The following is a 21,545-nucleotide window of genomic DNA, read 5'->3' as shown; positions in this document are numbered from 1 at the left end:
CCCGTGGGGGCCTGCGGCGCTACAGGAGGTACGCCGGGGTGCCCACGGGCAAGGTAAATCGGAACTCGGCGCCCCCGCCGGGGGCGCGGCCGACGGTGATCGTGCCGCCGTGGGCCTCGACGATGCCCTTGACGATGTACAGCCCAAGCCCGGTGCCGCCGCGCTTGCTGCCCCGCCAGAAGCGGGTGAAGACGCGGTTCATGGACTCCTCCGGGATGCCGGTGCCCTCGTCGCTCACCGTGACCGACGTACCGGCGTCCTCCCCTTCGCGCGGGGACGCCGAGGGCGTGACGTCGATGGTGACGGTTCCCTCGCCGTGGCGCACGGCATTTTCCAGCAGGTTGCTCAGTACCTGGTCGACCTTGTCGGGGTCGGCCCACAGGTCCGGCAGCGGGTGCTCGATGCGCAGCAGGAAGCGGTCGGCTGGCTGGCCGGCGGCGACGTAGGCCTGGATGTGGCGGCCGACGGCGGCGCCGATGTCCACGGGCTGGCGGCGCACCTCCAGCCGCCCGGAGTCGATGCGGGAGATGTCGAGCAGTTCGGCGATGAGCCGGGTCACGCGGTCCGCGTCGGCGTCGACCGTCTCCAGCATCAGCTTCTTCTGGTCGTCGGTGAACCGCTCCCACTTGGCCAGCAGGGTCGCGGTGAACCCCTTGACGGAGGTGAGGGGCGAGCGCAGCTCGTGGGCGACGGTGGCGATCAGCTCGGCGTGGCTGCGCTCGGTGCGGCGGCGGGCCTCGGTGTCGCGCAGGGAGACGATCACACGGCGGACGGGGCCGGTGGGCCGGGTGCGTACGTAGCGGGCGGAGACCAGCACTTCGCGTCCGCCGGGCAGCAGCAGGTTGCGCTCGGGCTGTCCGACCCGGATGGCGAGACCGCCGTAGGGGTCGGTCAGCTGCCACCAGCGGCGGCCTTCCAGGTCCTCCAGCGGGAGGGCCCGGTCCAGCAGGCGCCCGAGGGCGTCGGCGGCGGGCACCGCGGTGATCCGGACGGCCGCGGCGTTGAAGCAGATCACGCGGCCCTGTTCGTCGGCGACGACGAGTCCGTCCGGCAGGTCGTCCGGGTCGACGCCCCCGTCGGCTCCGAGTGCGGCGAGATCACCGCGCCGGGGCGTGGACGTGCCGCGCACGTCCCGTGCCCCCGGTGCTCTCCTGGTGCCGACACCCATCCCCGTACCCCACCTCTCGTCTGGCGCAGTGGGCCCCCGAGCCCGTCACCCTACTAGCTGTCGGTGACGGAGCGGCACCCTCCGGAGGCGCGCTGTGCACGGGCGGACGCGTAGAGACATACGGCGGCGGCGGTCGCGAGGTTCAGACTCTCGGCCTTTCCGTGGATCGGGACGCGGACGACGGCGTCCGTCAGTTCCCTGGTCTCCTCCGGCAGCCCCCAGGCCTCGTTCCCGAACACCCAGGCGGTCGGCCCGCCCATGGTGCCCTGGTCCAGCTCGTCGTCGAGGTCGTCCTCCCCCGCCCCGTCGGCGGCGAGGATGCGCACCCCGGCGTCCCGGAGTCCCCGGACGGCCCGCTCCACCGGTACACCCACGGCGACGGGCAGGTGGAACAGGGATCCGACCGACGCCCTGACGGCCTTGGGGTTGTACAGGTCGACGGACGCGTCGGTCAGGACGACGGCCTCGGCACCGGCGGCGTCCGCGCACCGCAGGACGGTCCCCGCGTTCCCCGGGTCCCGCACGTGGGCCAGTACGGCGACGAGTTTCGGCCGGGCGGCGAGGATCTCCTCGAAGGGGGTGTCCAGGAAGCGGCAGACGCCGACGAGCCCCTGCGGGGTGACCGTGGTGGAGATGTCGGCGATCACGTCCTCGTCGGCCAGGTGCACCCGGGCCCCGGCGGCGCGGGCGTCGCCGACGATGTCGGCGTACCGCTCGGCCGCCTCGACGGTGGTGAAGAGCTCCACGAGCGTGGCGACGCCGCCGGACCGGTGCGCGGCGGCCTCCCGCACGGCCTGCGGCCCCTCGGCGAGGAACAGCCGCTCCTTGCCCCGGAAGTTCCGCCGGGCCAGCCGCCGGGCGGCGGACACACGCGGCGAGCGCGGGGAGATCAACTCGGTGGCGGCGGGCATGGGTTCACCTTCGGGGTTCACGACAGGGAGGTTGCGAAGTGTTCCCGCCGCGGGCGGGGACGTCGTTCCGGCCGGTCCGGCGGCGCCGGGCCGGGGCGGCGGACCCGGGCGCCGGGCTCCGGACGCAGTCGGACCCGCAGGCCGTCACGGCCTGCGGGTCCGATGCACTACCGGCTCAAGCCAGCGTCGAGCGTCAGGCGGCCTTCGGCGCGTTGACGTCCGAGGGCAGCGCCTTCTGGGCGACCTCGACGAGCGCGGCGAACGCGTTGGCGTCGTTGACGGCCAGCTCCGCGAGGATCTTGCGGTCCACCTCGATGTTGGCGGCCTTCAGACCCTGGATGAAGCGGTTGTAGGTGATGCCGTTGGCGCGGGCAGCGGCGTTGATGCGCTGGATCCACAGCTGACGGAAGTCGCCCTTGCGCTTCTTGCGGTCGTTGTAGTTGTAGACCAGAGAGTGGGTGACCTGCTCCTTGGCCTTGCGGTACAGGCGCGAACGCTGACCGCGGTAGCCGGAGGCCGCCTCGAGGATCGCCCGGCGCTTCTTGTGGGCGTTGACTGCCCGCTTGACGCGTGCCACTTGTTAACTCCTTGTAGCGGGGCCGTGGATGTGGTCACACGGCCCGAAATCGATTGGGTCCCGGTCCAGACGTGCGGCGCGTGAGCGCCGGTACGTCACTTGCCGAGAAGCTTCTTGATCTTCTTGGCGTCGCCCGGGGCCATCTCGGCGTTGCCGGTGAGGCGGCGCGTCAGGCGCGACGACTTGTGCTCGAGCAGGTGGCGCTTGCCGGCACGCTCGCGGAGCACCTTGCCGGAGCCGGTGATCTTGAAGCGCTTGCTGGCACCGCTGTGCGACTTGTTCTTCGGCATAGCGCCGTTCTCTCCTCGTCAGTGGCGCTCCGGTGCCCGGTCGCGAAACCGGGCACGTCGGAACGTCATATGTATGGGTTGACACCCCTGGACCGCTGTCCCTGGGTCCCCCGGACTCCCGTCCCGGGCACCTCGGGGCACCGCCCCGGGATCAGGCCTCGGCTGATGCCTCGGCCGGAGCCTCGGCAGTCTCGGCGCCCTCGGTGATCTCCTCACCGTCGGCGTCGCTCTCCGCGGCGTTCTGCGACTTGCCCGGGTTGGCCTTGGCCTCGGCCTTGCGGGCCGCCTGGGCCTCACGGGCCTCGGCCATCGCCTCGGTCTTCTTCTTGTGCGGACCGAGAACCATGATCATGTTTCGGCCGTCCTGCTTCGGGCTCGACTCGACGAACCCGAGGTCCTCGACGTCCGAGGCGAGACGCTGCAGCAGTCGGTAGCCGAGCTCCGGCCGGGACTGCTCGCGACCACGGAACATGATCGTGATCTTGACCTTGTCGCCCTGCTTGAGGAACCGGACGACGTGACCCTTCTTCGTGTCATAGTCGTGCGGGTCGATCTTCGGCCGGAGCTTCATCTCCTTGATGACCGTGTGCGCCTGGTTCTTGCGCGCCTCACGGGCCTTCATGGCCGACTCGTACTTGAACTTGCCGTAGTCCATGAGCTTGCAGACGGGCGGGCGAGCGTTCGCCGCCACCTCGACCAGGTCGAGGTCGTACTCCTGAGCAAGCTCAAGGGCCTTGGCAAGCGGAACAATCCCGACCTGCTCGCCGCTAGGACCGACAAGTCGCACTTCGGGAACGCGAATCCGGTCGTTGATGCGGGGCTCGGCGCTGATGGATCCTCCTCGGTAGCACCACACGGCGGTCTGGCGGACAGCCGCGTATGTCTCTGATGACACTTCGACCAACCACCGCGGGGCATGAAAAATGCCCCGGGACGGGACACAGGCGGGGCTCCAAGGACTACCGGAGCACCGCCGCGGTCGGCCGCGGGGCGCACTTCGGGCGACTCCATCGTCCGTACGGAACGATGGGGGCCGCCTGACCGGAATGACCCGCCGTCCCGGAGGACAGTCGGGTGGGAGATCGGAGCCTCCACTTGTGGGCCGATACACAGGAGTGTCCGGCCGGTCGTTACACAAGGTTAGCAGCTTCGGCCGGGGACGGCTAACCGGGGCGGGCCCGGCCCGGTGGGGCCGCGTCGGGACCATCGCCGGGGTGGACCTATCGTGTCAGGTATGAGTGACACCCCTGCCCAGGATCCCGGGACTCCCGACTTCGACACCATGACCCGCGACATCGCCGAGGTCCCCGCGGTCGAGGTGATCGTGACGGTCGCCGTCAACCTGATGAGCGCCGCCGCCGTGAAGCTCGGTCTGACGGAGGAGGGTGACGAGCACAAGGACCTGGACGAGGCCCGCAAGCTGGTGCACGCGCTGGCCGGGCTGCTCGACGCGAGCGCCACGGAGATCAGCTCCTTCCACGCCGCGCCGCTGCGCGACGGCCTGAAGTCGCTGCAGCTCGCGTTCCGCGAGGCCTCGCTCGTCCCGGACGAGCCGGGCCAGGGCCCGGGCGAGAAGTACACGGGCCCGGTCTACGGCTGATTCACACGTCGCGTACGTACAGGGGCTCGCCCGGAAGCGTCGCCTCGGCCGGCAGCAGTGCCAGTTCGAGGCCGCGCACCAGGCGGGCCCTCAGTGTCTCGTCGGCCGCCAGCCGTTCGGCGATCGCCGCGGCGGCGTCCTCCGGCTTCGCGGACGGGTCGAGGACCAGCGCGAGGGTGCCGTCCCCCCGGCCGGGACCGAAGTGGGCCCGGAGCACGGCGGGCTCGGCGGCCAGCGCCGCCCGGACGGCCTCGGCGACGGCCGGGTCGCGCAGGGGATCCGTGCTCGTCCGGCCCTCGGCGAGCGCCAGCAGCGCGGGGCCGGTCAGCTCGTAGGGCACCGGTCCGGCCAGGTCGAGCAGCAGCGTGTCCGCCTCCTCGTGCGCCGCGGCCTGCAGCGCCTGGTGCAGCGGTACCGCGACGGGTCGGGCCTGCGGGTCCCACCGGGCCAGCGACTCGGTCGAGGTGAAGGCCGGCAGGGCCTTGCGGTTCCCGGCCTGCAGGGTCGGCACCGCCATGTCGCTGGTCTTCTCGTGACGCAGACCGTTCTCGTCCTCCTCCACCTCGCCGAGGACGGCCACCACGGGTACGAGCAGCCGGGCCCCCTTGAGCGCCTCCAGGACCGGGGAGACCGCCGTGCGGTCCTCGGCCCAGGCCGCGAGCGCCGCGCTGAGCCGGGGATCGGCCGAGCCGTCGTCGTCGGGGAAGCCGGAGTCGGGAATGTTCTTGTTCGCCACGGTCACCGACCCTATCGGTGGGATGCTGCTGGGATTCTGCGGCCCCGGAAACCCGGCGTTCACGCGGCTCACGGGTTTCTCAGCTTTCCCTGACCCACATCTCACATCCGGCTAACGGCGTGCACAGCCACGGGGCCCAGCATCGCGGGCATGGAGTCCCGCAGAGCCCGCCGCCGCGCCCGTCCGTCACCGCGCCGCCCCCTCCTCTGCTCCGCACTGGCCTGTGCCGTGATCGTCGCGGCGACGGCGGCGGGGACCGCCTACGTGAGGGCCCAGGCGCACGCCGACGCGGGCGTCGTATCGTCTTCGGCGTCGCCTCCGGCATCGGCGGGGGCCGGGGAGGAGGCGGTGGAACCGGTGGCGGAACCCTCGGCGGACCGGGACGCGCTGCTGGCCGCGGCCATGAAGTCGGTGACCGTCGAGGACGGCGCGGACGTCTCGGTGGCCGTCCGGGACCTGGCGTCCGGTGAGGAAGCCGCGTACCGGGACGGCACCTTCGACACGGCCAGCATCGTCAAGGTGGACATCCTCGCCGCGCTGCTCCTCCAGGCGCAGGACGCGGACCGGGGTACGACCGCCCTGGAGCGGTCGTACGCCGCCGCGATGATCGAGAACAGCGACAACGCGTCGGCGACCGCCCTGTGGGACGCCATCGGCCGGTCGGCGGGCCTGGACGCCGCGAACAAGCGCTTCGGGCTGACCGGTACGACGGGCGGGGACGGCGCGCTGTGGGGGCTGACCCGGACCACGGCGGCGGACCAACTCGTCCTGCTCCGGCAGGTGTTCGGGGCCGAGTCACTCCTCTCCAGCGCCTCGCGGGCGTACCTCGTGGGGCTGATGGGCGGGATCGCCGCCGGTCAGGACTGGGGTGTCTCGGCCGCCGCCTCCTCGGGTTCCGGGTCGGGCTGGGCGCTCAAGAACGGCTGGCTGCCCCGGAGTTCGACGGGACGGTGGGACATCAACAGCATCGGACGGATCACGGTCGACGGGCGCGACTACCTGGTGGCGGCGCTGTCGGACGGGAACACGACGAAGGCGAGGGGTGTCGCTCTGGTCGAGGCGGCGGCGGAGGCGGCGGTCTCGGCGTTCCGGGACACGGCCGCGTAGCCGCGGCGCGCGGGACCCGCTCGGGACGCGGTGCCCGCGTCGGTTGGTCGAACCGCGTCCGGTGCGGTCGGGGTGTGAGCGTCCGTGCCGGTCGGGGCGGGGCGGACCGCTGCCGCGGCGTGTCTCTCGGGTTCCGGCCTAGGAGTCGTGGCCCTGTGTGCCCCGGCGGCCGCGCCACAGGACGACCGCCGCGGCGAGCAGCACCGCGCCGAGTCCGCCGGCGAGCGGGCCCAGCCAGCCGGTGGAGCCGTCCCCCCGGGCGGTGTCGGGCCCGGAGCCGAAGTACCGCTGGCCGTACGCCGCCGAGCGCAGCCCCTGCGGCTTCAGCCGGCCGCCCGCCTCGATGGCGGCGGCGGGGTCGATGAAGCCGAAGCCGCGTGAGTCGTCCCGGCCGCCGGCGGGGGCGTTGCGGGCCGTGTCCTCCAGGAGCTGCTTGATCTGGGCCGGTGCCAGGCCCGGGTGGGCGGCCCGGACCAGGGCGACGGCCCCGGAGACGAAGGCGGAGGCGGCGCTGGTGCCCCAGCCCTCGTAGTACTTGTCGTCGGGGTCGGCGATCACGACGTCGACGCCGGGGGCGCTGACGGTGGCGTACCAGCGGCGGGTGGAGAAGGAGGCCCGGGCGCCGACGCGGTCGACGGCGGTGGCGGCGATCACGCCGGGATACGCGGCGGGATACGAGATGTGGTCGCCCTTCTCGCCGCCGTTGCCGGCCGAGGCGACCACCACGGCACCCTTCTTCAGGGCGTACTGGACCGCCTCGTCCTCGGCGGGCTCCGGATGGGCGGACTTGGAGTCGTCGCCGAGGGAGAGGTTGATGACGTCGGCGTCGTGGTCGGCGGCCCAGCGGATCCCCTCGGCGAGCGCGTTGCCGCGTGTGTTGCGGGCCTTGCCGCGGGCGGAGTCGCCGTCTTCGAGGATGACGCGGACGGGCAGGATCTTCGCCTCGGGTGCGATGCCCAGGACCCCGTCGCCGTTGCCTGCGCCGTGCCCGTGGCCCGCGATGATCCCCGCCATGGCGGTGCCGTGCCGGGCCCAGGCGCGGTCGCCGCGGTGGGCGCCGAAGCCGACCATGTCCTTGCCGGCCAGGACGTTGCCGGCCAGGTCCGGGTGCTCGGCGTCGACGCCGGTGTCGAGGACCGCGACGGTGATGCCGGCGCCCTTGGTCGTGCGCCAGGCCTCCTGGGTGTGCAGGGCGTCGAGCGCCCACTGCTGGGCACGGATGCCGTCGGCGCGGGCGGTCGTGGCGGGCAGCAGGGCCAGGGAGCCGGCGAGGAGCGCGGTGAGCAGCCGGGCGCCGGACGCGCGGTTCATGACGGCTCCTTGGTCGCCGAGGTGACCGTCTTGCGCAGGGACCGCTCGACGCGGTCGGCGAGGCCCTGTGCCTCGTGGCCGAGTCCTGCCTGGGCGGGGGCCGTGGTCGCACCGGAGCGGACGGCCTCCTCGGCGGGCTGCGGATTCGCCACGGTGCGTTCGTCGGCGAACCCGGAGACGGCGTAGACGACCACGGGGGCGTCGGTGAGGACCGACACCGTCCAGGACGCGCGCTGCGGGTCTCCGAAGCCGGCGGCGAGGGTGCCCTTCGCGGCGTACGCGCGGGGCATCAGGTCGGTGCGCCGGTCCAGGCCCTCACGTCCGAAGCGGTTCTTCAGGGAGGTCATGGCGGCGGCGTCCGCCTTGGTGAACAGCAGCCCGACGGTGGTGACATGGCTGCGGGTCGCGTCGGTGTAGGTGGCGCGCAGCAGGCGCGAGCAGCCGACGGGGGCGAGGGCCTTGCGCAGCAGCGGGTCGAAGGCGCCCTTGCATCCGCCGTCGGGGGCGACGGCTATCCGGGTCCACACCCGGTCGGCGCCGCCGGGCCCGGCGCCGTCGCCGTCGACCGTGGGCGGGAAGAGCTGGTCGACGGGGATGCTGTGCCACAGGCTCCCGGCCGCCGCGAAGGCGCTCGGCGAACCGGCTTCGGCCGCGCTGTCGCCGGTCAGCCAGCTCCCGGTGGCCGCGCCGCCGATGAGCCCGAGCCCGAGGACGACGCAGGCGGCGGCGGTGAGCGCGCGGGGGCGGGTCCGCCGCGGGCGCTCGGGGGCGCCGTACGTCTCGGGCCGCGCGAACGGCACGGCGGGGCGCCCGGCGGGGGCCGCGGTCCCACGGGGCTCCTCGTCCCGCACGGGGCGCAGTCGCCGGGTGGTCTCGCCGGAAGTCTCCTCGGGGACGGCGGTACGCCGGGGCGCTGCCGCGGGGCGTGCCGGTGCGCCGTCCCGGCGGGGACCGCCGGAGGGCGGCGCGTCGGGGAACCGGGCCGAGGCGGGCGGAGGGGGTGGGGGCGACGTGGCGCCCGGGCGGTTTCCGTACGGGGCCGGTGCGTCCGCCGACGTGGGGCGCCGCGGGGCCGTGGCCCCTCCGGGCGCGGACGTCGTGGCGGTGGCCGACGGCTGCCTGCGGCCCGGCTCGTCGAACCAGCCGGGCGTCGCGGTCCCGTCGGGCGTCCGCGCGGGCGGGGTCGCCCTTCCGGCGGTCGGCGCGGGCGCCGCGTTCCCGTCGGGCGGGACCGCGGTCCCGGGGGCGGACGTCTCTGCCTGCGTGGACGTACGCCCGGATGCAGGTCGCCGCTCCGGCGGGGGTGTCGCGCCGGAGGCCGGCGACGGAGGCCGGGGCTCGTACCGGGGCGGGGGCGGGAGGAGCGGTGCGGGGCGGGACGCGGGCACCGGCGGGACGGCGGGCGCGGAGCTCCGGCCGGGCGGCGGCGCCGGGGTGTCGTCGGCGGTGAAGTCCTCGCCGGGGGGTGTCGCGGGGCGGGGCGGCGACGGCGGGCGCGGAGGAATCGACGCGCGGCGCGCTTCCGTGCTCATGCACCCCCCGTTTCTCGTCCCGGGCCCTCGGCCCGCGTCGGAGATCGTGCGGGCCGCTTCACACGTGCGGAGGGAAACCCGTCCGGCACGGGCAGGCATACCCGTACGGACGCACCGTCACCCCGGCCGCGACGGCCCGGGCAAGGCCGTTCCTCCCTGCGTGCGCGTCACTCTACGGGTTGACGCGGGCCCGGCGGGAACCAGTCCGCAGGCCCGGGGCATCTGCCCGGAACGTCCCCCTACCCTGCGGTAATCCTGTCTGGCAGGCTTCGTTCATGACCGTCCGCGCCGCAGACCGGGCCCGCTACGACCGGGCCACCGCTCACCTCGACGCCCCCGTCGCGATCGTGGACCTGGAGGCCTTCGACGCGAACGCCGACGACCTCGCGCGCAGGGCCGCGGGCAAACCGGTCCGCGTCGCCAGCAAGTCCGTGCGCTGCCGGGCCCTGCTCGAACGCGTCCTGGCCCGCGAGGGCTTCGCGGGCATCATGTCGTTCACGCTGGCCGAGTCCCTGTGGCTCGCGCGCTCCGGGTTCGACGACGTCCTGCTCGCCTACCCCTCGGCAGACCGGAAGGGATACGCCGAGCTGACCGGCGATCCCAAGCTCGCGGCGGCCGTCACCGTCATGATCGACGACCCGGCGCAGCTCGGCCTGATCGACGCGGCCCGCCAGGGCGGCTCCGAAGTGGTCCGGGTCTGCCTGGAGTTGGACACGTCGTTCAAGCTGCTGGGCGGCCGGGTCCGGGTGGGGGCCCGCCGCTCGCCGCTGCACTCGGCGGCCGAGGTCGCGGAGCTGGCCCGTGCGGTGGCCCGGCGGCCCGGTTTCCGGCTCGTGGGGATCATGGCGTACGAGGGGCACATCGCCGGGGTGGGCGACTCGCTCGCCGGGCGGCCGGTGCGTTCGCGTGCCATCCGACTGATGCAGGCCGCGGCGCGCCGGGAACTGGTGCAGCGCCGCGCCGACGTGGTGCACGCGGTGCGGGCGGTCGCGCCCGACCTGGAGTTCGTCAACGGCGGCGGGACGGGCAGCGTGCAGCACACCGCTGCGGAGGACGCGGTGACCGAGATCGCGGCGGGCTCCGGCCTGTACGTGCCGCGGCTCTTCGACAACTACACGTCGTTCAGCGGCCGTCCGGCCGCCCTCTTCGCCCAGCCGGTCGTCCGCAGGCCGGGCGTCGGGGTCGTCACGGTGCTGGGCGGCGGCTATCCGGCGTCGGGCGCGCCGGGGCCGGACCGGCTGCCGGTGCCGTACCTCCCCGAGGGGCTGCGGTACGACCCCCAGGAGGGCCCCGGCGAGGTGCAGACGCCGCTGCTGGGCTCGCCCGCGGACGATCTGCTCATCGGCGACAAGGTGTGGTTCCGGCACGCCAAGGCGGGCGAGCTGTGCGAGCGCTTCGACGCACTGCATCTGGTGGAGGGCGACTCCGTGACGGCGACGGTCCCGACCTATCGCGGGGAGGGGCAGACGTTCCTCTGACGCCGGGCGGGCCCACGCGGCCCTCCGGGCGGACGCACGTGGGCGCGGCGCCGCTCCCGGGACGGGACGGCTACCGGCCGGGCCCGATGCTGCTGCCCACTCCCCCGCCGGTGTCCGCGTCCCCGACCGGCCGGATCCCCTTGGTGATCCTGTCCATGTCGGCGACGGGCGGTCCGTCGTCCCCGGCGTCGAAGGCGAAGCGGACGATGACCAGCGACTGGGAGCCGACGCTGGAGGGGAAGGCCAGCGACTGGACGTAACCGCCGGGACCCACCTCCGTCCTGACCCGCCAGCGCACGAAGTACCCGGCGCGGCCCGCGACGGCGACCGCGCCGGCCTTCACCAGCCGGTGCGAGGTGATGCCCCGGAAGGGGCGGGAGTCGAGCTGGTCGCGGTCGTAGGCGCGGTTCGCCGCGTCCTCGATGTCGTTCTCGGCGAGCACCTTGGGGGACTTCTCGTCGTTGGCGGTGACCGTGCGCGAGAGCACCCGTCCGTGCCGGCACAGTCCCGGATCGCCCGGGCACTCGTACGTGCCCGGGGTGGTCATGACGACGTCGTCCTCGGAGACGTTGCGGGGCCGCTCCCAGCCGGCGACCAACGGCAGGGTGATGCCGTTGAGTTCGTCCACGACGACGTCCGGGTCGTCGGCCGGGCTGCGGGAGGCGGAGGGCGTGGCGGTGGGTTCGGGAGTGGAGGAGGCGCTGCCCGGCGCGGTCCTCGTCTCCGCCCGGCCGCCCTCGTCGTCGTCCCGGCCGAGGAGCACGGCCCCCGTCACGATCGACGCGAGGAGCACGACCCCGGCCGTGGTGAGCGCGACGGCCTTCGCGCGCCGGGAGCCCCCGCCCGCACCGGACGGGGGCCGCACCACGGGCTGTTCGGGCGTCCCGGGCTGACGCCGGTGGTCGGTCCATGCGGAGCCGTCCCACCAGCGCTCGGTGAGCGGATAGGACGGGTCGCGGTACCAGCCGGGCGGAGGCGTCATGCTCATCCCGGCACTCTAGGACGTCGCACGAACGCCGGTACACGGGGTTCAGTGAACGGTGTCCTCCTGGTCGGGCACGACGGAACCGTCGGCGCGCAGGACGGGTCCGAGGCCGCCGTCGGGCTCGTTGTAGGCGCTCGTCGAGCAGGGATAGGGGTCCTGCCTGCGCGGCAGCGGTTCGATGAACATCGGGTTGACCACCCAGCGCCCGTCGGCGTCGTCGTACGCCCGGCACATGATCTCGCTCTTGTCGCGGTTCAGGACGAGGTGCGCGCCGGTGGCGTCGGCGACGAAGGTCACGTCGGTGTCGGCGTCACCGCCGGCCAGCGCGGGGCGGTGCCGCCGGTCCTGCCGTTCCCAGGCCGCGGCGCCCTCGACGCCGTAGATCTCCTGGTTGATCCAGCAGCGCTTGCCGTCGAGGTACGGGATGGCCTCGCCCCGGTTCACGGGGACGCCGCCGCAGCCCTGGTTCCAGGTGGTGATCCGGCCGTGCCGGTCGAGGACCGACCGGATCGCGATGGTGTGCCGGGCGTCGATGCCGACGCCGCGCGACCAGACCTCGGTGACGGGTTCGGAGCCGGCCGAGACGATGTAGACGTCGAATCCGGCCCGTCGGAGGGTGCGGACGAGGTCGCGCTGCTGGGCGTAGTAGCGGACGTAGGCGGGGACGGTGTGGGTGCCGAGGGTGCGGGTCGCGCCGACGGGGGCCGCGAGTGCCTCCGCGCGCGCCCGGCGGGCGTACGCGGAGAGTTCGGCGACGGTGTGTCCGGCGAAGAGCTGGGGCACCCAGGCGTACTGCGGGACGGTGCGCCGGTGGTTCCAGTGCCCGGCGAAGGCGGTGGCCCCGCTCATCGTCCGGCCGGTCTCGCGGATCTCGAGGATCTCGTCGGTGCAGCGGGGGCGGGTGGAGGTCGGCAGGGGGGCGCCCACCGGCACGTCGGTGCCGCAGGCTTCGGTGAGGGCGGTGTCCGCCGCGTCCGTGAGCCACGCGCTGGAGTCCGTCCAGCGCGCCGGGCGCAGGATTCCGTCGTGCCGCAGGGCCCAGGAGATGGTGGCGTCGGTGACGTCGTTCTTGGTGAGGGTGTTGTCCCAGTCGAAGGCGGCGACGGGGCGGCCCCCGTGTCCGCTGCAGGTGCCGCGGTCGTCGATGACCTGCTGGAGGTGGGCGCGGTTCTCGCCGTACCAGTTCAGCCGCTCGGAGAGCCGGGGGCAGGACGGACGCCGTTCGGCCGGTGCGGCGGTGGCGGCGGGCGCGGCCGCCAGGGCGGCGGCCGCGACCATGGTCCACGCGAGGACGTGTCGGTATCGCATGGAACGTGGACCGTACACCGGTACCGCCCGGCCGCTAGAGAGGCGTGACGTACGCGCCCGAGATCCCGCCGTCCACCAGGAAGTCGGTGGCGTTCACGAAGGAGGAGTCGTCGCTGGCGAGGAACGCGACGGCCGCGGCGATCTCGTCCGCCTCCGCGAAGCGCCCGACCGGGATGTGCACCAGCCGGCGCGCGGCCCGTTCCGGGTCCTTGGCGAACAGCTCCTGCAGGAGCGGTGTGTTGACCGGTCCCGGGCACAGCGCGTTCACCCGGATCCCCTCGCGGGCGAACTGCACACCCAGCTCACGGGTCATGGCGAGGACACCGCCCTTGGACGCGGTGTACGAGATCTGCGAGGTCGCCGCGCCCATCCGCGCCACGAAGGACGCCGTGTTGATGATGGACCCCTTGCCCTGGCGTCGCATGTAGGGGAGGGCGGCCTTGCAGCACAGGAAGACGGAGGTGAGGTTGACCTCCTGGACCCGCTTCCAGGCGTCCAGGCCGGTCTCCAGGATGGAGTCGTCGTCCGGAGGTGAGATGCCCGCGTTGTTGAAGGCGATGTCGACGGAACCGTAGGTGTCGTACGCGGCCTTGAACAGCGCCTCGACATCCTCGGGATCGGTGACGTCGGCGCGGACGAAGATGCCGCCGACCTCCTCGGCGGCCGCCTTGCCGCGCGTCTCGTCGACGTCGCCGCAGACGACATGGGCGCCCTCGGAGGCGAGCCGGCGCGCGGTGGCGAGGCCGATGCCGCTGCCGGCGCCGGTGATGACGGCGGTGCGGCCGACGAGACGGCGGCAGATGGAGTCTGGAGTCACTGTGCGGGGCCCTCCGTACTGATGAAGACGTTCTTCGTCTCGGTGAAGGCGGTGAGCGCGTCGGGGCCCAGTTCACGGCCGAGGCCCGACTGCTTGAAGCCGCCGAAGGGGGTCCAGTAGCGGACGCTGGAATGGGAGTTGACGGACAGGTTGCCGGCGCGGACGGCTCCCGAGACGCGCAGCGCCCGGCCGACGTCCCGCGTCCAGACGGACCCGGCCAGGCCGTAGTCGGTGGCGTTGGCGAGGCGGACCGCGTCGGCCTCGTCGTCGAAGGGGAGGACGACGGCGACCGGCCCGAACACCTCCTCGACGGCCACCGGTGCGTCCGGGTCGACGCCGGTGAGGACGGTGGGCGGGTACCAGAAGCCGGGGCCCTCGGGAGCCTTGCCGCGGATGCCGGGTGCGTCGGCGGGGACGTACGACCGCACGCGGTCCAGCTGGACCCGGGAGATCAGCGGGCCCATCGCGGTCCCCTCGTCGGAGGGGTCGCCGACGACGACGGACTCGACGGCGGGGGCGAGGAGTTCGAGGAAGCGGTCGTGGACGGAGCGCTGGACCAGGATGCGGGTGCGGGCGCAGCAGTCCTGGCCGGAGTTGTCGAGGAAGGACAGGGGGGCGGCGGCCGCCGCGGCCTCGATGTCGGCGTCGGCGAAGACGATGTTGGGGCTCTTGCCGCCCAGTTCGAGGGTGACCCGCTTGAGGAGCGCGGCCCCCTTGGCCAGCACGCTCTTGCCCACGGCCGTCGATCCGGTGAAGACGATCTTGGCGACGCCCGGGTGTTCGACCAGTGCGTCGCCCGCGACCGGTCCGGCACCGGGGAGGACCTGGAGGAGGTGGTCGGGAAGGCCTGCTTCCAGGGCGAGTTCGGCCAGCCGCAGCGCGGTCAGGGGGGTGGTCTCGGCGGGTTTGAGGACGACCGCGTTGCCCGCGGCGAGCGCGGGGGCCGCGCCCCAGGCGGCGATCGGCATGGGGAAGTTCCACGGCGCGATGACCCCCACGACTCCGAGGGGTTCGAGGATCGTGACGTCCAGGCCGCCGGGGACCGGGATCTGACGTCCGGTCAGCCGCTCCACTCCCCCGGCCGCGTAGTCCAGGAGGTCGCGCACGTTGCCCGCCTCCCAGCGGGCGTTGCCGATGACGTGACCGGCCTCCCGGACCTCCAGCCGCGCCAGCTCCTCGAGGTGCTCGTCCACGACGACCGCGAACCGGCGCAGCAGCCGGGCCCGGTCACCGGGTGCGAGCGCGGCCCAGCGGACCTGCGCCCGAGCGGCCCGGACGACGGCCGCGTCGACATCGGCGCGGGTGGCGGCCGGGACGGTCGCGACGACCTCCTCGGTCGCCGGATCGAGTACCTGCAGCACGTGTTCGGCGGCGTCGCCGCGCTCGTACCGGTCGGTCAAGGGGGGCCTCACATGCGTTCGAAGGAGCGGCGCAGTTCCCAGTCGGTCACCGCGGCGTCGAAGGCGTCCAGCTCGACGCGCGCCATGTTGCGGTAGTGGGCGACCACCTCGTCACCGAAGGCGGCCCGGGCGATGGGGCTGTTCTCCCAGAGCTCGGCGGCCTCGCGCAGGGTGGTGGGGACGTGGTCGTACGCGGCGGTGTACGCGTTGCCCGTGCAGGCCTCCGGCAGATCCAGCTTGTGCTCGATCCCGTACAGACCCGCCGCGACGAGTCCGGCGACGGCCAGGTGCGGGTTGACGTCCCCGCCGGGCAGCCGGTTCTCGAACCGCAGCGAGCGGCCGTGGCCGACCACCCGGAGGGAGCAGGTGCGGTTGTCGAGCCCCCAGGCGACGGCGGTCGGTGCGAAGGAGCCGGGCTGGAACCGCTTGTACGAGTTGATGTTCGGGGCGTAGAGCAGGGAGAAGTCCCTGAGCGCGGCCAGCTGGCCGGCCAGGAAGTACCGCATGACCTCCGACATGCCGCCGGGTCCGTCCCCCGCCATCGCGTTGCCGCCGTCCTTGTCGGCGAGCGAGAGGTGGATGTGGCAGGAGTTGCCCTCGCGCTCGTCGTACTTGGCCATGAACGTGAGCGAGACGCCCTCCTGGGCGGCGATCTCCTTGGCCCCGGTCTTGTAGACGGCGTGCTGGTCGCAGGTGACGAGTGCGTCGTCGTACCGGAACACGATCTCGTGCTGGCCGGGGTTGCACTCCCCCTTGGCGGACTCGACGGTGAGCCCCGCGGCCTGCATCTCGTTGCGGATGCGGCGCAGGAGCGGCTCGATCCGGCCGGTGCCGAGGACCGAGTAGTCGATGTTGTACTGGTTGGCGGGCGTCAGGCCGCGGTAGCGGGCCTCCCAGGCCTGCTCGTACGTGTCCTTGAAGACGATGAACTCCAGCTCCGTGCCGACCCGGGCGGTGTAGCCGAGTTCGGCGAGCCGGTCGAGCTGGCGGCGCAGGATCTGGCGGGGCGCGGCGACCACCGGTGAACCGTCGTTCCAGGCGAGGTCGGCGATGAGCAGGGCGGTGCCCTCGTTCCAGGGCACGCGCCGCAGGGTGCCGAGGTCGGGGTTCATCGCGAAGTCGCCGTATCCGCGGTCCCAGGAGGACATCTCGTACCCGTCGACCGTGTTCATCTCGGCGTCGACGGCGAGCAGGTAGTTGCAGCCCTCCGTGCCGTGCTCCAGGACCTCGTCGAGGAAGAAGCGTGCGGCGAACCGCTTGCCCTGGAGCCGGCCCTGCATGTCGGGGAAGGCCAGGACGACCGTGTCGATCTCACCGCCCGCGACGAGGGCGTGCAGCTCCTCGACACCGAGCGGGGGTGTGCGGTCTGCCACGGGAAGTGCCTCCTTCGGTCAGCCGGAAGCCATAAGGTATTGCCGAGAACCATTGCTTGGGAAGGGGGCGCGGCCGGATGTCGCAGACGGATCCCGCCGGTGGCGCGGGCGGTGCGGGGGACCGGCTGACGCCGATACTGCGGCCGGTGCGCGCGGGCAACGGCTTCGAGGAGGCCCTGGAGCAGATCCTCCAGGTCGTCCGGCTCGGCCTGGTGCCCGGCGGTGAGCGGCTGCCCGCGGAACGGGACCTGGCCGAGCGGCTCGGGATCAGCCGGGTGACCCTGCGCGAGGTGCTGAAGGTGCTCCAGGACGAGGGGCTCGTGGAGTCGCGCCGGGGCAGGTACGGCGGCACGTTCGTACGGCCGCGGACCGACGCCGGCGGCGAGGACGAACTGCGCCGCCGCAGCCGGGCCGTCGACATCGAGGACGTCCTGCGCTTCCGCGAGGTCCTGGAGGTGGGCGCGGCCGGCCTGTGCGCCGCCCGGGGACTGACCGCGGAGCAGGCGGCCCGGCTGCGCGACGCCCTGGCGGGCACCCACGACGCCCCGCTGGCGGACTACCGGCGCCTGGACACCCTGCTGCACCTGACCCTCGCCGAGCTCTCCGGTTCCCCCTCGCTCACGGCCCAGTACGCGGCCGTCCGCGCCGGCCTCAACGACCTGCTCGACTGCATCCCCCTGCTGGTGAGGAATCTGGAGCACTCGCAGCGCCAGCACATCGCGCTGGTCGAGGCCGTCCTCGACGGGGACGCCGACGGGGCGCGGGAGATGATGCGCGAGCACTGCGCGGGGACGGCGGCGCTGCTGCGCGGTTTCCTGACGTGAGCCGCCGGCTCGCTGCCCGCACTTGCTTTCTTCCCGCTCACCTCGCAAAGGTATGAGCATGCTCCATTGAATTCCGGAGCACCGACGAGGGCACGGCGCCATGACGGCACCACGGCACCAGGGAGAGCAGCGTGGGCAGACCGCTGATCGGCGTGAGTACGTACTTCGAGGCCGGGGTGCGCTGGGGTGTCTGGACACTCGACGCGGTGCTGCTGCCGGCGGGCTATCCCCGGCTGGTGCAGCGGGCGGGCGGACTCGCGGTCATGCTGCCGCCGGACGATCCGTCGTACGCGGCCGAGGCGGTGGCCCGCGTCGACGGGCTGGTCGTGGCGGGCGGCCCCGACGTCGACCCCGCGCGGTACGGAGCCGAGCGCTCCCCGCTCACGGGGCCGCCCGCCGTCGCCCGGGACGCCTGGGAACTCGCCCTGATCGAGGCCGCGTTGGCGGACGGCACACCGCTGCTCGGGATCTGCCGCGGGATGCAGCTCCTGAACGTCGCGCTCGGCGGGACCCTCGTGCAGCACCTCGAAGGGCACGTGAAGGACGTCGGCGTCTTCGGCGAGCACGAGGTGCGGCCGGTGCCGGGGACCCGGTACGCGGAGGCCGCACCGGAGCCCGTCGCCGTACCGGCGTACCACCACCAGGCGGTGGAGCGCCTGGGCGAGGGCCTGATCGTCTCGGCCCACGCGGCCGACGGGACGGTCGAGGCGGTCGAACGTCCCGGCGGTTCCTGGGTGCTCGGGGTGCAGTGGCACCCCGAGATGGGCGAGGACCCACGGGTCATGAGCGCCCTGGTCCGAGCGGCCTCCTGAGCCCTGCCGGCGAGGGGCGTGCGCGGGGGATGCCGACGGGTTCCCGGTCCCCCGGCTCCCGGCTCCCGGCTCCCGGCTCCCGGGTCCCGGGTCCCGGGTCCCGGCGAGGGTTGCCGGCGGTGGTGCCCGCGGCTCCCCGCACGGTGGCTTCGCCCCCCGGCCCCGGCCGGACGGACCCGCCGCGGTGCGGCTAAGTGCGGTTTCGCGTCAGCGTCAGCAGGTCCCTCGCCGGGCCCGTCGGGCGGTGGCCCGTGGGCCAGACGGCACGCAGGGACCGGTGGAGCCGGACGTCGGCCAGCGGGATGCCTACCAGGCGGTGGGAGGAGAGCTCCTCGCCGAGGGCCAGCTCGCTCAGGACCGCAGGACCCGCACCGCTCACCGCCGCGGCCTTGACCGCGGTCGTCGAGGACAGCTCCAGCAGCGGCAGCGCCAGACCGCCCAGGGCGACGTCGAGGACCTGCCGGGTGCCCGAACCCTGCTCGCGGAGGATGAGGGGCGTCGCGGCCAGTTCCGCCGCGGCGAGCGGTGCGCGCCGCCGGGCCCAGGGGTGGCCGGGGGCCACCACCACGATCAGGTCGTCGTGCGCGATCACGACCGAGTCCAGCCCGGCGGGGGCCGACAGCCCCTCGACGAACCCGAGATCCGCCTCGTCGGCCAGCAGCCGTTCGGCGACCGCCGCCGAGTTGCCCGCCAGCAGCGACACCGCCGTGTCGGGGCGCTGCGCGCGCAGCGCGATGAGCCAGCCCGGCAGCAGGTACTCCGCGATCGTCATGCTCGCCGCCACGCGCAGCCGCGAGTCGCGGCGGCCCCGCAGTGCCTGGGCCCCCACGTCGAACGCCTCCGCCGCCTCGACGATCCGCCGCGCCCAGTCGGTGACGAGGACCCCCGCGTCGGTGAGGCGCGAGCCGCGCGGCGAGCGGTCCACCAGCGCCACCCCGAGCTGCCGCTCCATGGAACGGATGCGGCTGCTGGCGGCCGGCTGCGTGATGCCCACATCGCGGGCGGCCCGCCCGAGGCTCCCCAGCCGCGCCACGGCCAGCAGCAGTTCCAGCGCACCCAGGTCCGGCACGCGGTGCGCGAGCCCGGCCGACTGCCCCGCCCCACCCGACGGCTCCGGCCCCTCAGTCATCCCGACCACGCCCACGTACCACGCTCATAAACTCAGCTTATGCCCTCATAGAGCCATACTCCCTGGTGGGGGCCCGGTTCTCACGCGACCGTGGACGTATGGTCACCGCAGCCCAGCCGCTTTCGCTCCCCCTCGCGCCCACTCGCCGCCTCCGGACGGGCGCGGTCCGGCATCTCGGCCCGAACTGGTACGCCTGCGTGATGGGGACGGCGATCGTGGCGACGGCGGGGGCCGGGCTGCCCGGCGGCGTCCCCGGGCTGCGGACCGCGTGCGCGGCCGTCTGGACCCTCTCGCTGACGATGCTCGCCGTCCTGCTCGCCGCTCGCACCCTGCACTGGGTCCACCACCGCGACCAGGCCCGCGCCCACCTCCTCGACCCGGACGTGGCGCCCTTCTACGGCTGTCTCGCGATGGCCCTGGTGGCGGTCGGCGGCGGCGCGCTCGCCGTCGGCGAGCCGTGGATCGGGGTGCGCGCGGCGGTGGCCCTGGACGTCGTCCTGTTCAGCGCGGGGACGGCCGTCGCGCTGACCGCGGCCGTGGCGGTGCCGTACCTCATGGTGACCCGGCACCGGGTCGGCCCCGGCCGGGCCACGCCCGTCTGGCTGCTGCCGCTGGTCGCGCCGATGGTGTCCGCCGCCGCGGGTCCGCTCCTCATCCCCCACCTGCCCGCCGGGCAGGCCCGGGAGACGCTGCTGCTGGCGTGTGTCGCGATGTTCGGGCTGAGCCTGCTGGCCACGGCGCTGATGCTGCCGCTGGTCTTCACCCGGCTGCTCACCGCGGGACCCCTGCCGCTCGCCCTGACCCCGACCCTGTTCCTGGTCCTCGGGCCGCTCGGCCAGTCCACGACCGCCGCCGACAAGTTCGCGCGGTACGCCCCGGGTGTCGTGCCCGGCCTGTACGAACGGGGCTTCGCGGTCTTCGCCGTCCTGTACGGCGTGCCGGTCCTGGGCTTCGCCCTGCTGTGGCTGGGCCTGGCCGGCGCGATGGTGCTGCGGGCCCACCGCCGCGGCATGGGGTTCACCATGACCTGGTGGGCGTTCACCTTCCCGGTGGGCACGTGCGTCACCGGCGTCGAGGCCCTCGCCCGGCGCACCGGGCTTGCCGCGTTCGACGGCCTGGCCTTCGCGCTGTTCGCGCTGCTCGTGGCGGCCTGGGCGGTGGCCGCCGTGCGGACGGGTCGCGGTCTGGTCAGCGGCGAGCTGCTCGCAGCGCCTCGCCGATGACCCGCGGGGCGTCGGCCAAGGACGGCCCGTACCAGGTCAGATGGCGTCCGCTGACGAGCGCGCAGGGCGTCCCCGCGAACGCCTCGGGTCCGTCCTCGGCCGTGAAGCGGTACGGCTCGTCGGGGAGCACCACGAGGTCGGGCGCCGCGGCCCGCAGCTCCTCGACGGGCACGCGCGGATAGCGCTCCGGGTGCGTCGCGTAGAGGTTCTCCACGCCGAGCCGTGCGAGCACGTCACCGGCGAAGGTGTCGCGGCCCAGCACCATCCAGGGCCGCCGCCAGATCGGCACGACGGCGGTCGTACGCCGGTGCGTCGCGGCGGACGGGCCAGAGGCGGCCGCGGGGGTCGAGCCGGGGGCATGGTGTCCGCTCGCGGGTTCAGAGGCGGAGACGTGGTGACGGGCTTCGGGCGACCGGGGCTCGGGGCGGCCGACTGCGCGTGAGCGGGACTCGGACCCCGCCGGCGACGTACGGGTGTCCGGGGCGGGCTCCGGGAAGGCGGCCGGGGTGCCGGAGCCTGCCGGTACCGGCAGGCGGGCCCATGCCGACTCCGCCTCGTCGAGCCAGCGCGGGCGCCCGTCGGCCCCGCACGCCCGCAGCACCCGGTCCAGCTCGCGGAAGGCACCCGGCACGTCCCGTACCTCGGTGACCAGGACCTCGACACCCGCCGCGCGCAGGGCCGACAGGTCCGGAGCGCGGTTCTCCTCCTCGTTGGCGACGACCAGGTCGGGGCCGAGCCGGAGGATGGCGTCGACGTCGGGGTTCTTGGTGCCGCCGATCCGCGCCACGTCGAGGTCCGCCGGGTGACTGCACCAGTCGGTGGCGCCGACCAGGACTCCCGGCAGGGACACCGCCACGGCCTCGGTCAGCGAGGGCACCAGCGAGACCACCCGTCTCGCCGTGCCCGGCCTCCCGCTCATGGCCGCGTCTCCCGGACGCGGCCGGTGGACGGCGCCGGGCAGGTC

General features: G+C 73.9%; 21 protein-coding genes. 6 read left to right on the top strand and 15 right to left on the bottom strand.

Translation table 11 applies throughout. The features are described 5' to 3' along the window. Positions 1–19: 19 nt before the first annotated feature. From ACZ4NT_RS08475 to infC, 5 genes are all read right to left on the bottom strand, one after another. A complete protein-coding gene (locus ACZ4NT_RS08475) occupies positions 20–1,168 on the bottom strand; it encodes an ATP-binding protein (protein ID WP_121404259.1) in 1,149 nt (382 codons plus the stop codon). Positions 1,169–1,221: 53 nt separating this feature from the next. Continuing rightward, complete coding sequence (locus ACZ4NT_RS08470) at positions 1,222–2,079, bottom strand: TrmH family RNA methyltransferase (RefSeq protein ID WP_121404257.1); 858 nt, start codon at positions 2,077–2,079, stop codon at positions 1,222–1,224. Between the two features lie 193 nt (positions 2,080–2,272). Beyond that, positions 2,273–2,656 carry a 50S ribosomal protein L20 gene (rplT, locus tag ACZ4NT_RS08465; protein WP_030356289.1) on the bottom strand — a complete coding sequence of 128 codons (384 nt, stop codon included), beginning with the start codon at positions 2,654–2,656 and terminating at the stop codon, positions 2,273–2,275. Between the two features lie 95 nt (positions 2,657–2,751). Continuing rightward, positions 2,752–2,946 (bottom strand): 50S ribosomal protein L35, encoded by a 195-nt coding sequence (rpmI, locus tag ACZ4NT_RS08460; RefSeq protein WP_003947156.1) that lies wholly within the window; start codon positions 2,944–2,946, stop codon positions 2,752–2,754. Between the two features lie 151 nt (positions 2,947–3,097). Further along, positions 3,098–3,802, bottom strand: coding sequence for a translation initiation factor IF-3 (gene infC / locus ACZ4NT_RS08455; protein ID WP_121404255.1), 705 nt, complete (start codon positions 3,800–3,802; stop codon positions 3,098–3,100). A gap of 378 nt (positions 3,803–4,180) precedes the next feature. Between infC and ACZ4NT_RS08450 the strand changes: the two genes are divergently transcribed. Then, positions 4,181–4,546: a DUF1844 domain-containing protein gene (locus ACZ4NT_RS08450; RefSeq protein ID WP_121404253.1), complete on the top strand. Its 366-nt coding sequence runs from the start codon at positions 4,181–4,183 to the stop codon at positions 4,544–4,546. 1 nt (position 4,547) lies between these two features. Here the strand turns inward: ACZ4NT_RS08450 and ACZ4NT_RS08445 are convergent, their stop codons facing one another. After that, the gene (locus ACZ4NT_RS08445) at positions 4,548–5,282 is read right to left on the bottom strand and encodes an SseB family protein (RefSeq protein WP_121404822.1); all 735 of its coding nucleotides are present in this window, start codon (positions 5,280–5,282) and stop codon (positions 4,548–4,550) included. Between the two features lie 150 nt (positions 5,283–5,432). Here ACZ4NT_RS08445 and ACZ4NT_RS08440 point away from each other — a divergent pair, with 150 nt between their 5' ends. Beyond that, complete coding sequence (locus ACZ4NT_RS08440) at positions 5,433–6,389, top strand: serine hydrolase (RefSeq protein ID WP_121404252.1); 957 nt, start codon at positions 5,433–5,435, stop codon at positions 6,387–6,389. Between the two features lie 138 nt (positions 6,390–6,527). On the opposite strand, the gene mycP is transcribed toward ACZ4NT_RS08440, so the two are convergent. Both mycP and ACZ4NT_RS08430 read right to left on the bottom strand, forming a co-directional pair. Then, positions 6,528–7,700 (bottom strand): type VII secretion-associated serine protease mycosin, encoded by a 1,173-nt coding sequence (mycP, locus tag ACZ4NT_RS08435; RefSeq protein ID WP_467724335.1) that lies wholly within the window; start codon positions 7,698–7,700, stop codon positions 6,528–6,530. Further along, complete coding sequence (locus ACZ4NT_RS08430) at positions 7,697–8,560, bottom strand: hypothetical protein (RefSeq protein WP_467724505.1); 864 nt, start codon at positions 8,558–8,560, stop codon at positions 7,697–7,699. The genes mycP and ACZ4NT_RS08430 overlap by 4 nt, the downstream gene beginning before the upstream one ends. Before the next feature lie 947 nt (positions 8,561–9,507). On the opposite strand from ACZ4NT_RS08430, the gene ACZ4NT_RS08425 reads away from it, so the two are divergent. Continuing rightward, positions 9,508–10,710 carry an amino acid deaminase/aldolase gene (locus ACZ4NT_RS08425; protein ID WP_467724333.1) on the top strand — a complete coding sequence of 401 codons (1,203 nt, stop codon included), beginning with the start codon at positions 9,508–9,510 and terminating at the stop codon, positions 10,708–10,710. 70 nt (positions 10,711–10,780) lie between these two features. Here ACZ4NT_RS08425 and ACZ4NT_RS08420 read toward each other — a convergent pair whose 3' ends face one another. From ACZ4NT_RS08420 to ACZ4NT_RS08400, 5 genes are read right to left on the bottom strand one after another with little or no spacing between them, the layout of a single operon-like run. After that, complete coding sequence (locus ACZ4NT_RS08420; RefSeq protein WP_467724331.1) at positions 10,781–11,698, bottom strand: DUF2510 domain-containing protein; 918 nt, start codon at positions 11,696–11,698, stop codon at positions 10,781–10,783. A gap of 42 nt (positions 11,699–11,740) precedes the next feature. Continuing rightward, positions 11,741–13,003, bottom strand: a complete 1,263-nt coding sequence (locus tag ACZ4NT_RS08415; RefSeq protein ID WP_467724329.1) for an HAD family hydrolase — start codon at positions 13,001–13,003, stop codon at positions 11,741–11,743. A gap of 34 nt (positions 13,004–13,037) precedes the next feature. Then, positions 13,038–13,820 (bottom strand): 3-oxoacyl-ACP reductase, encoded by a 783-nt coding sequence (locus ACZ4NT_RS08410; protein WP_121404244.1) that lies wholly within the window; start codon positions 13,818–13,820, stop codon positions 13,038–13,040. Next, positions 13,817–15,220 carry an aldehyde dehydrogenase family protein gene (locus tag ACZ4NT_RS08405; protein WP_467724327.1) on the bottom strand — a complete coding sequence of 468 codons (1,404 nt, stop codon included), beginning with the start codon at positions 15,218–15,220 and terminating at the stop codon, positions 13,817–13,819. Before ACZ4NT_RS08405 ends, ACZ4NT_RS08410 begins: the two co-directional genes overlap by 4 nt. Before the next feature lie 8 nt (positions 15,221–15,228). Then, complete coding sequence (locus tag ACZ4NT_RS08400) at positions 15,229–16,593, bottom strand: glutamine synthetase family protein (protein WP_467724325.1); 1,365 nt, start codon at positions 16,591–16,593, stop codon at positions 15,229–15,231. A gap of 77 nt (positions 16,594–16,670) precedes the next feature. Between ACZ4NT_RS08400 and ACZ4NT_RS08395 the strand changes: the two genes are divergently transcribed. Continuing rightward, a complete protein-coding gene (locus ACZ4NT_RS08395) occupies positions 16,671–17,417 on the top strand; it encodes an FCD domain-containing protein (protein WP_121404238.1) in 747 nt (248 codons plus the stop codon). 131 nt (positions 17,418–17,548) lie between these two features. Beyond that, the gene (locus tag ACZ4NT_RS08390) at positions 17,549–18,229 is read left to right on the top strand and encodes a gamma-glutamyl-gamma-aminobutyrate hydrolase family protein (RefSeq protein WP_121404236.1); all 681 of its coding nucleotides are present in this window, start codon (positions 17,549–17,551) and stop codon (positions 18,227–18,229) included. Positions 18,230–18,419: 190 nt separating this feature from the next. Here ACZ4NT_RS08390 and ACZ4NT_RS08385 read toward each other — a convergent pair whose 3' ends face one another. Next, the gene (locus ACZ4NT_RS08385) at positions 18,420–19,358 is read right to left on the bottom strand and encodes a LysR family transcriptional regulator (RefSeq protein ID WP_121404820.1); all 939 of its coding nucleotides are present in this window, start codon (positions 19,356–19,358) and stop codon (positions 18,420–18,422) included. Positions 19,359–19,456: 98 nt separating this feature from the next. On the opposite strand from ACZ4NT_RS08385, the gene ACZ4NT_RS08380 reads away from it, so the two are divergent. Beyond that, positions 19,457–20,581, top strand: a complete 1,125-nt coding sequence (locus tag ACZ4NT_RS08380; protein WP_467724321.1) for a TDT family transporter — start codon at positions 19,457–19,459, stop codon at positions 20,579–20,581. Here ACZ4NT_RS08380 and ACZ4NT_RS08375 read toward each other — a convergent pair. After that, positions 20,547–21,500, bottom strand: a complete 954-nt coding sequence (locus tag ACZ4NT_RS08375; RefSeq protein ID WP_467724319.1) for a helical backbone metal receptor — start codon at positions 21,498–21,500, stop codon at positions 20,547–20,549. The genes ACZ4NT_RS08380 and ACZ4NT_RS08375 overlap by 35 nt on opposite strands. Between the last annotated feature and the right edge of the window lie 45 nt (positions 21,501–21,545).

It is taken from the genome of Streptomyces sp. NPDC026417 (assembly GCF_055567695.1).
Note: the sequence above shows the minus strand (reverse complement) of the source record. Positions and strands in the feature narration are given on the sequence as shown.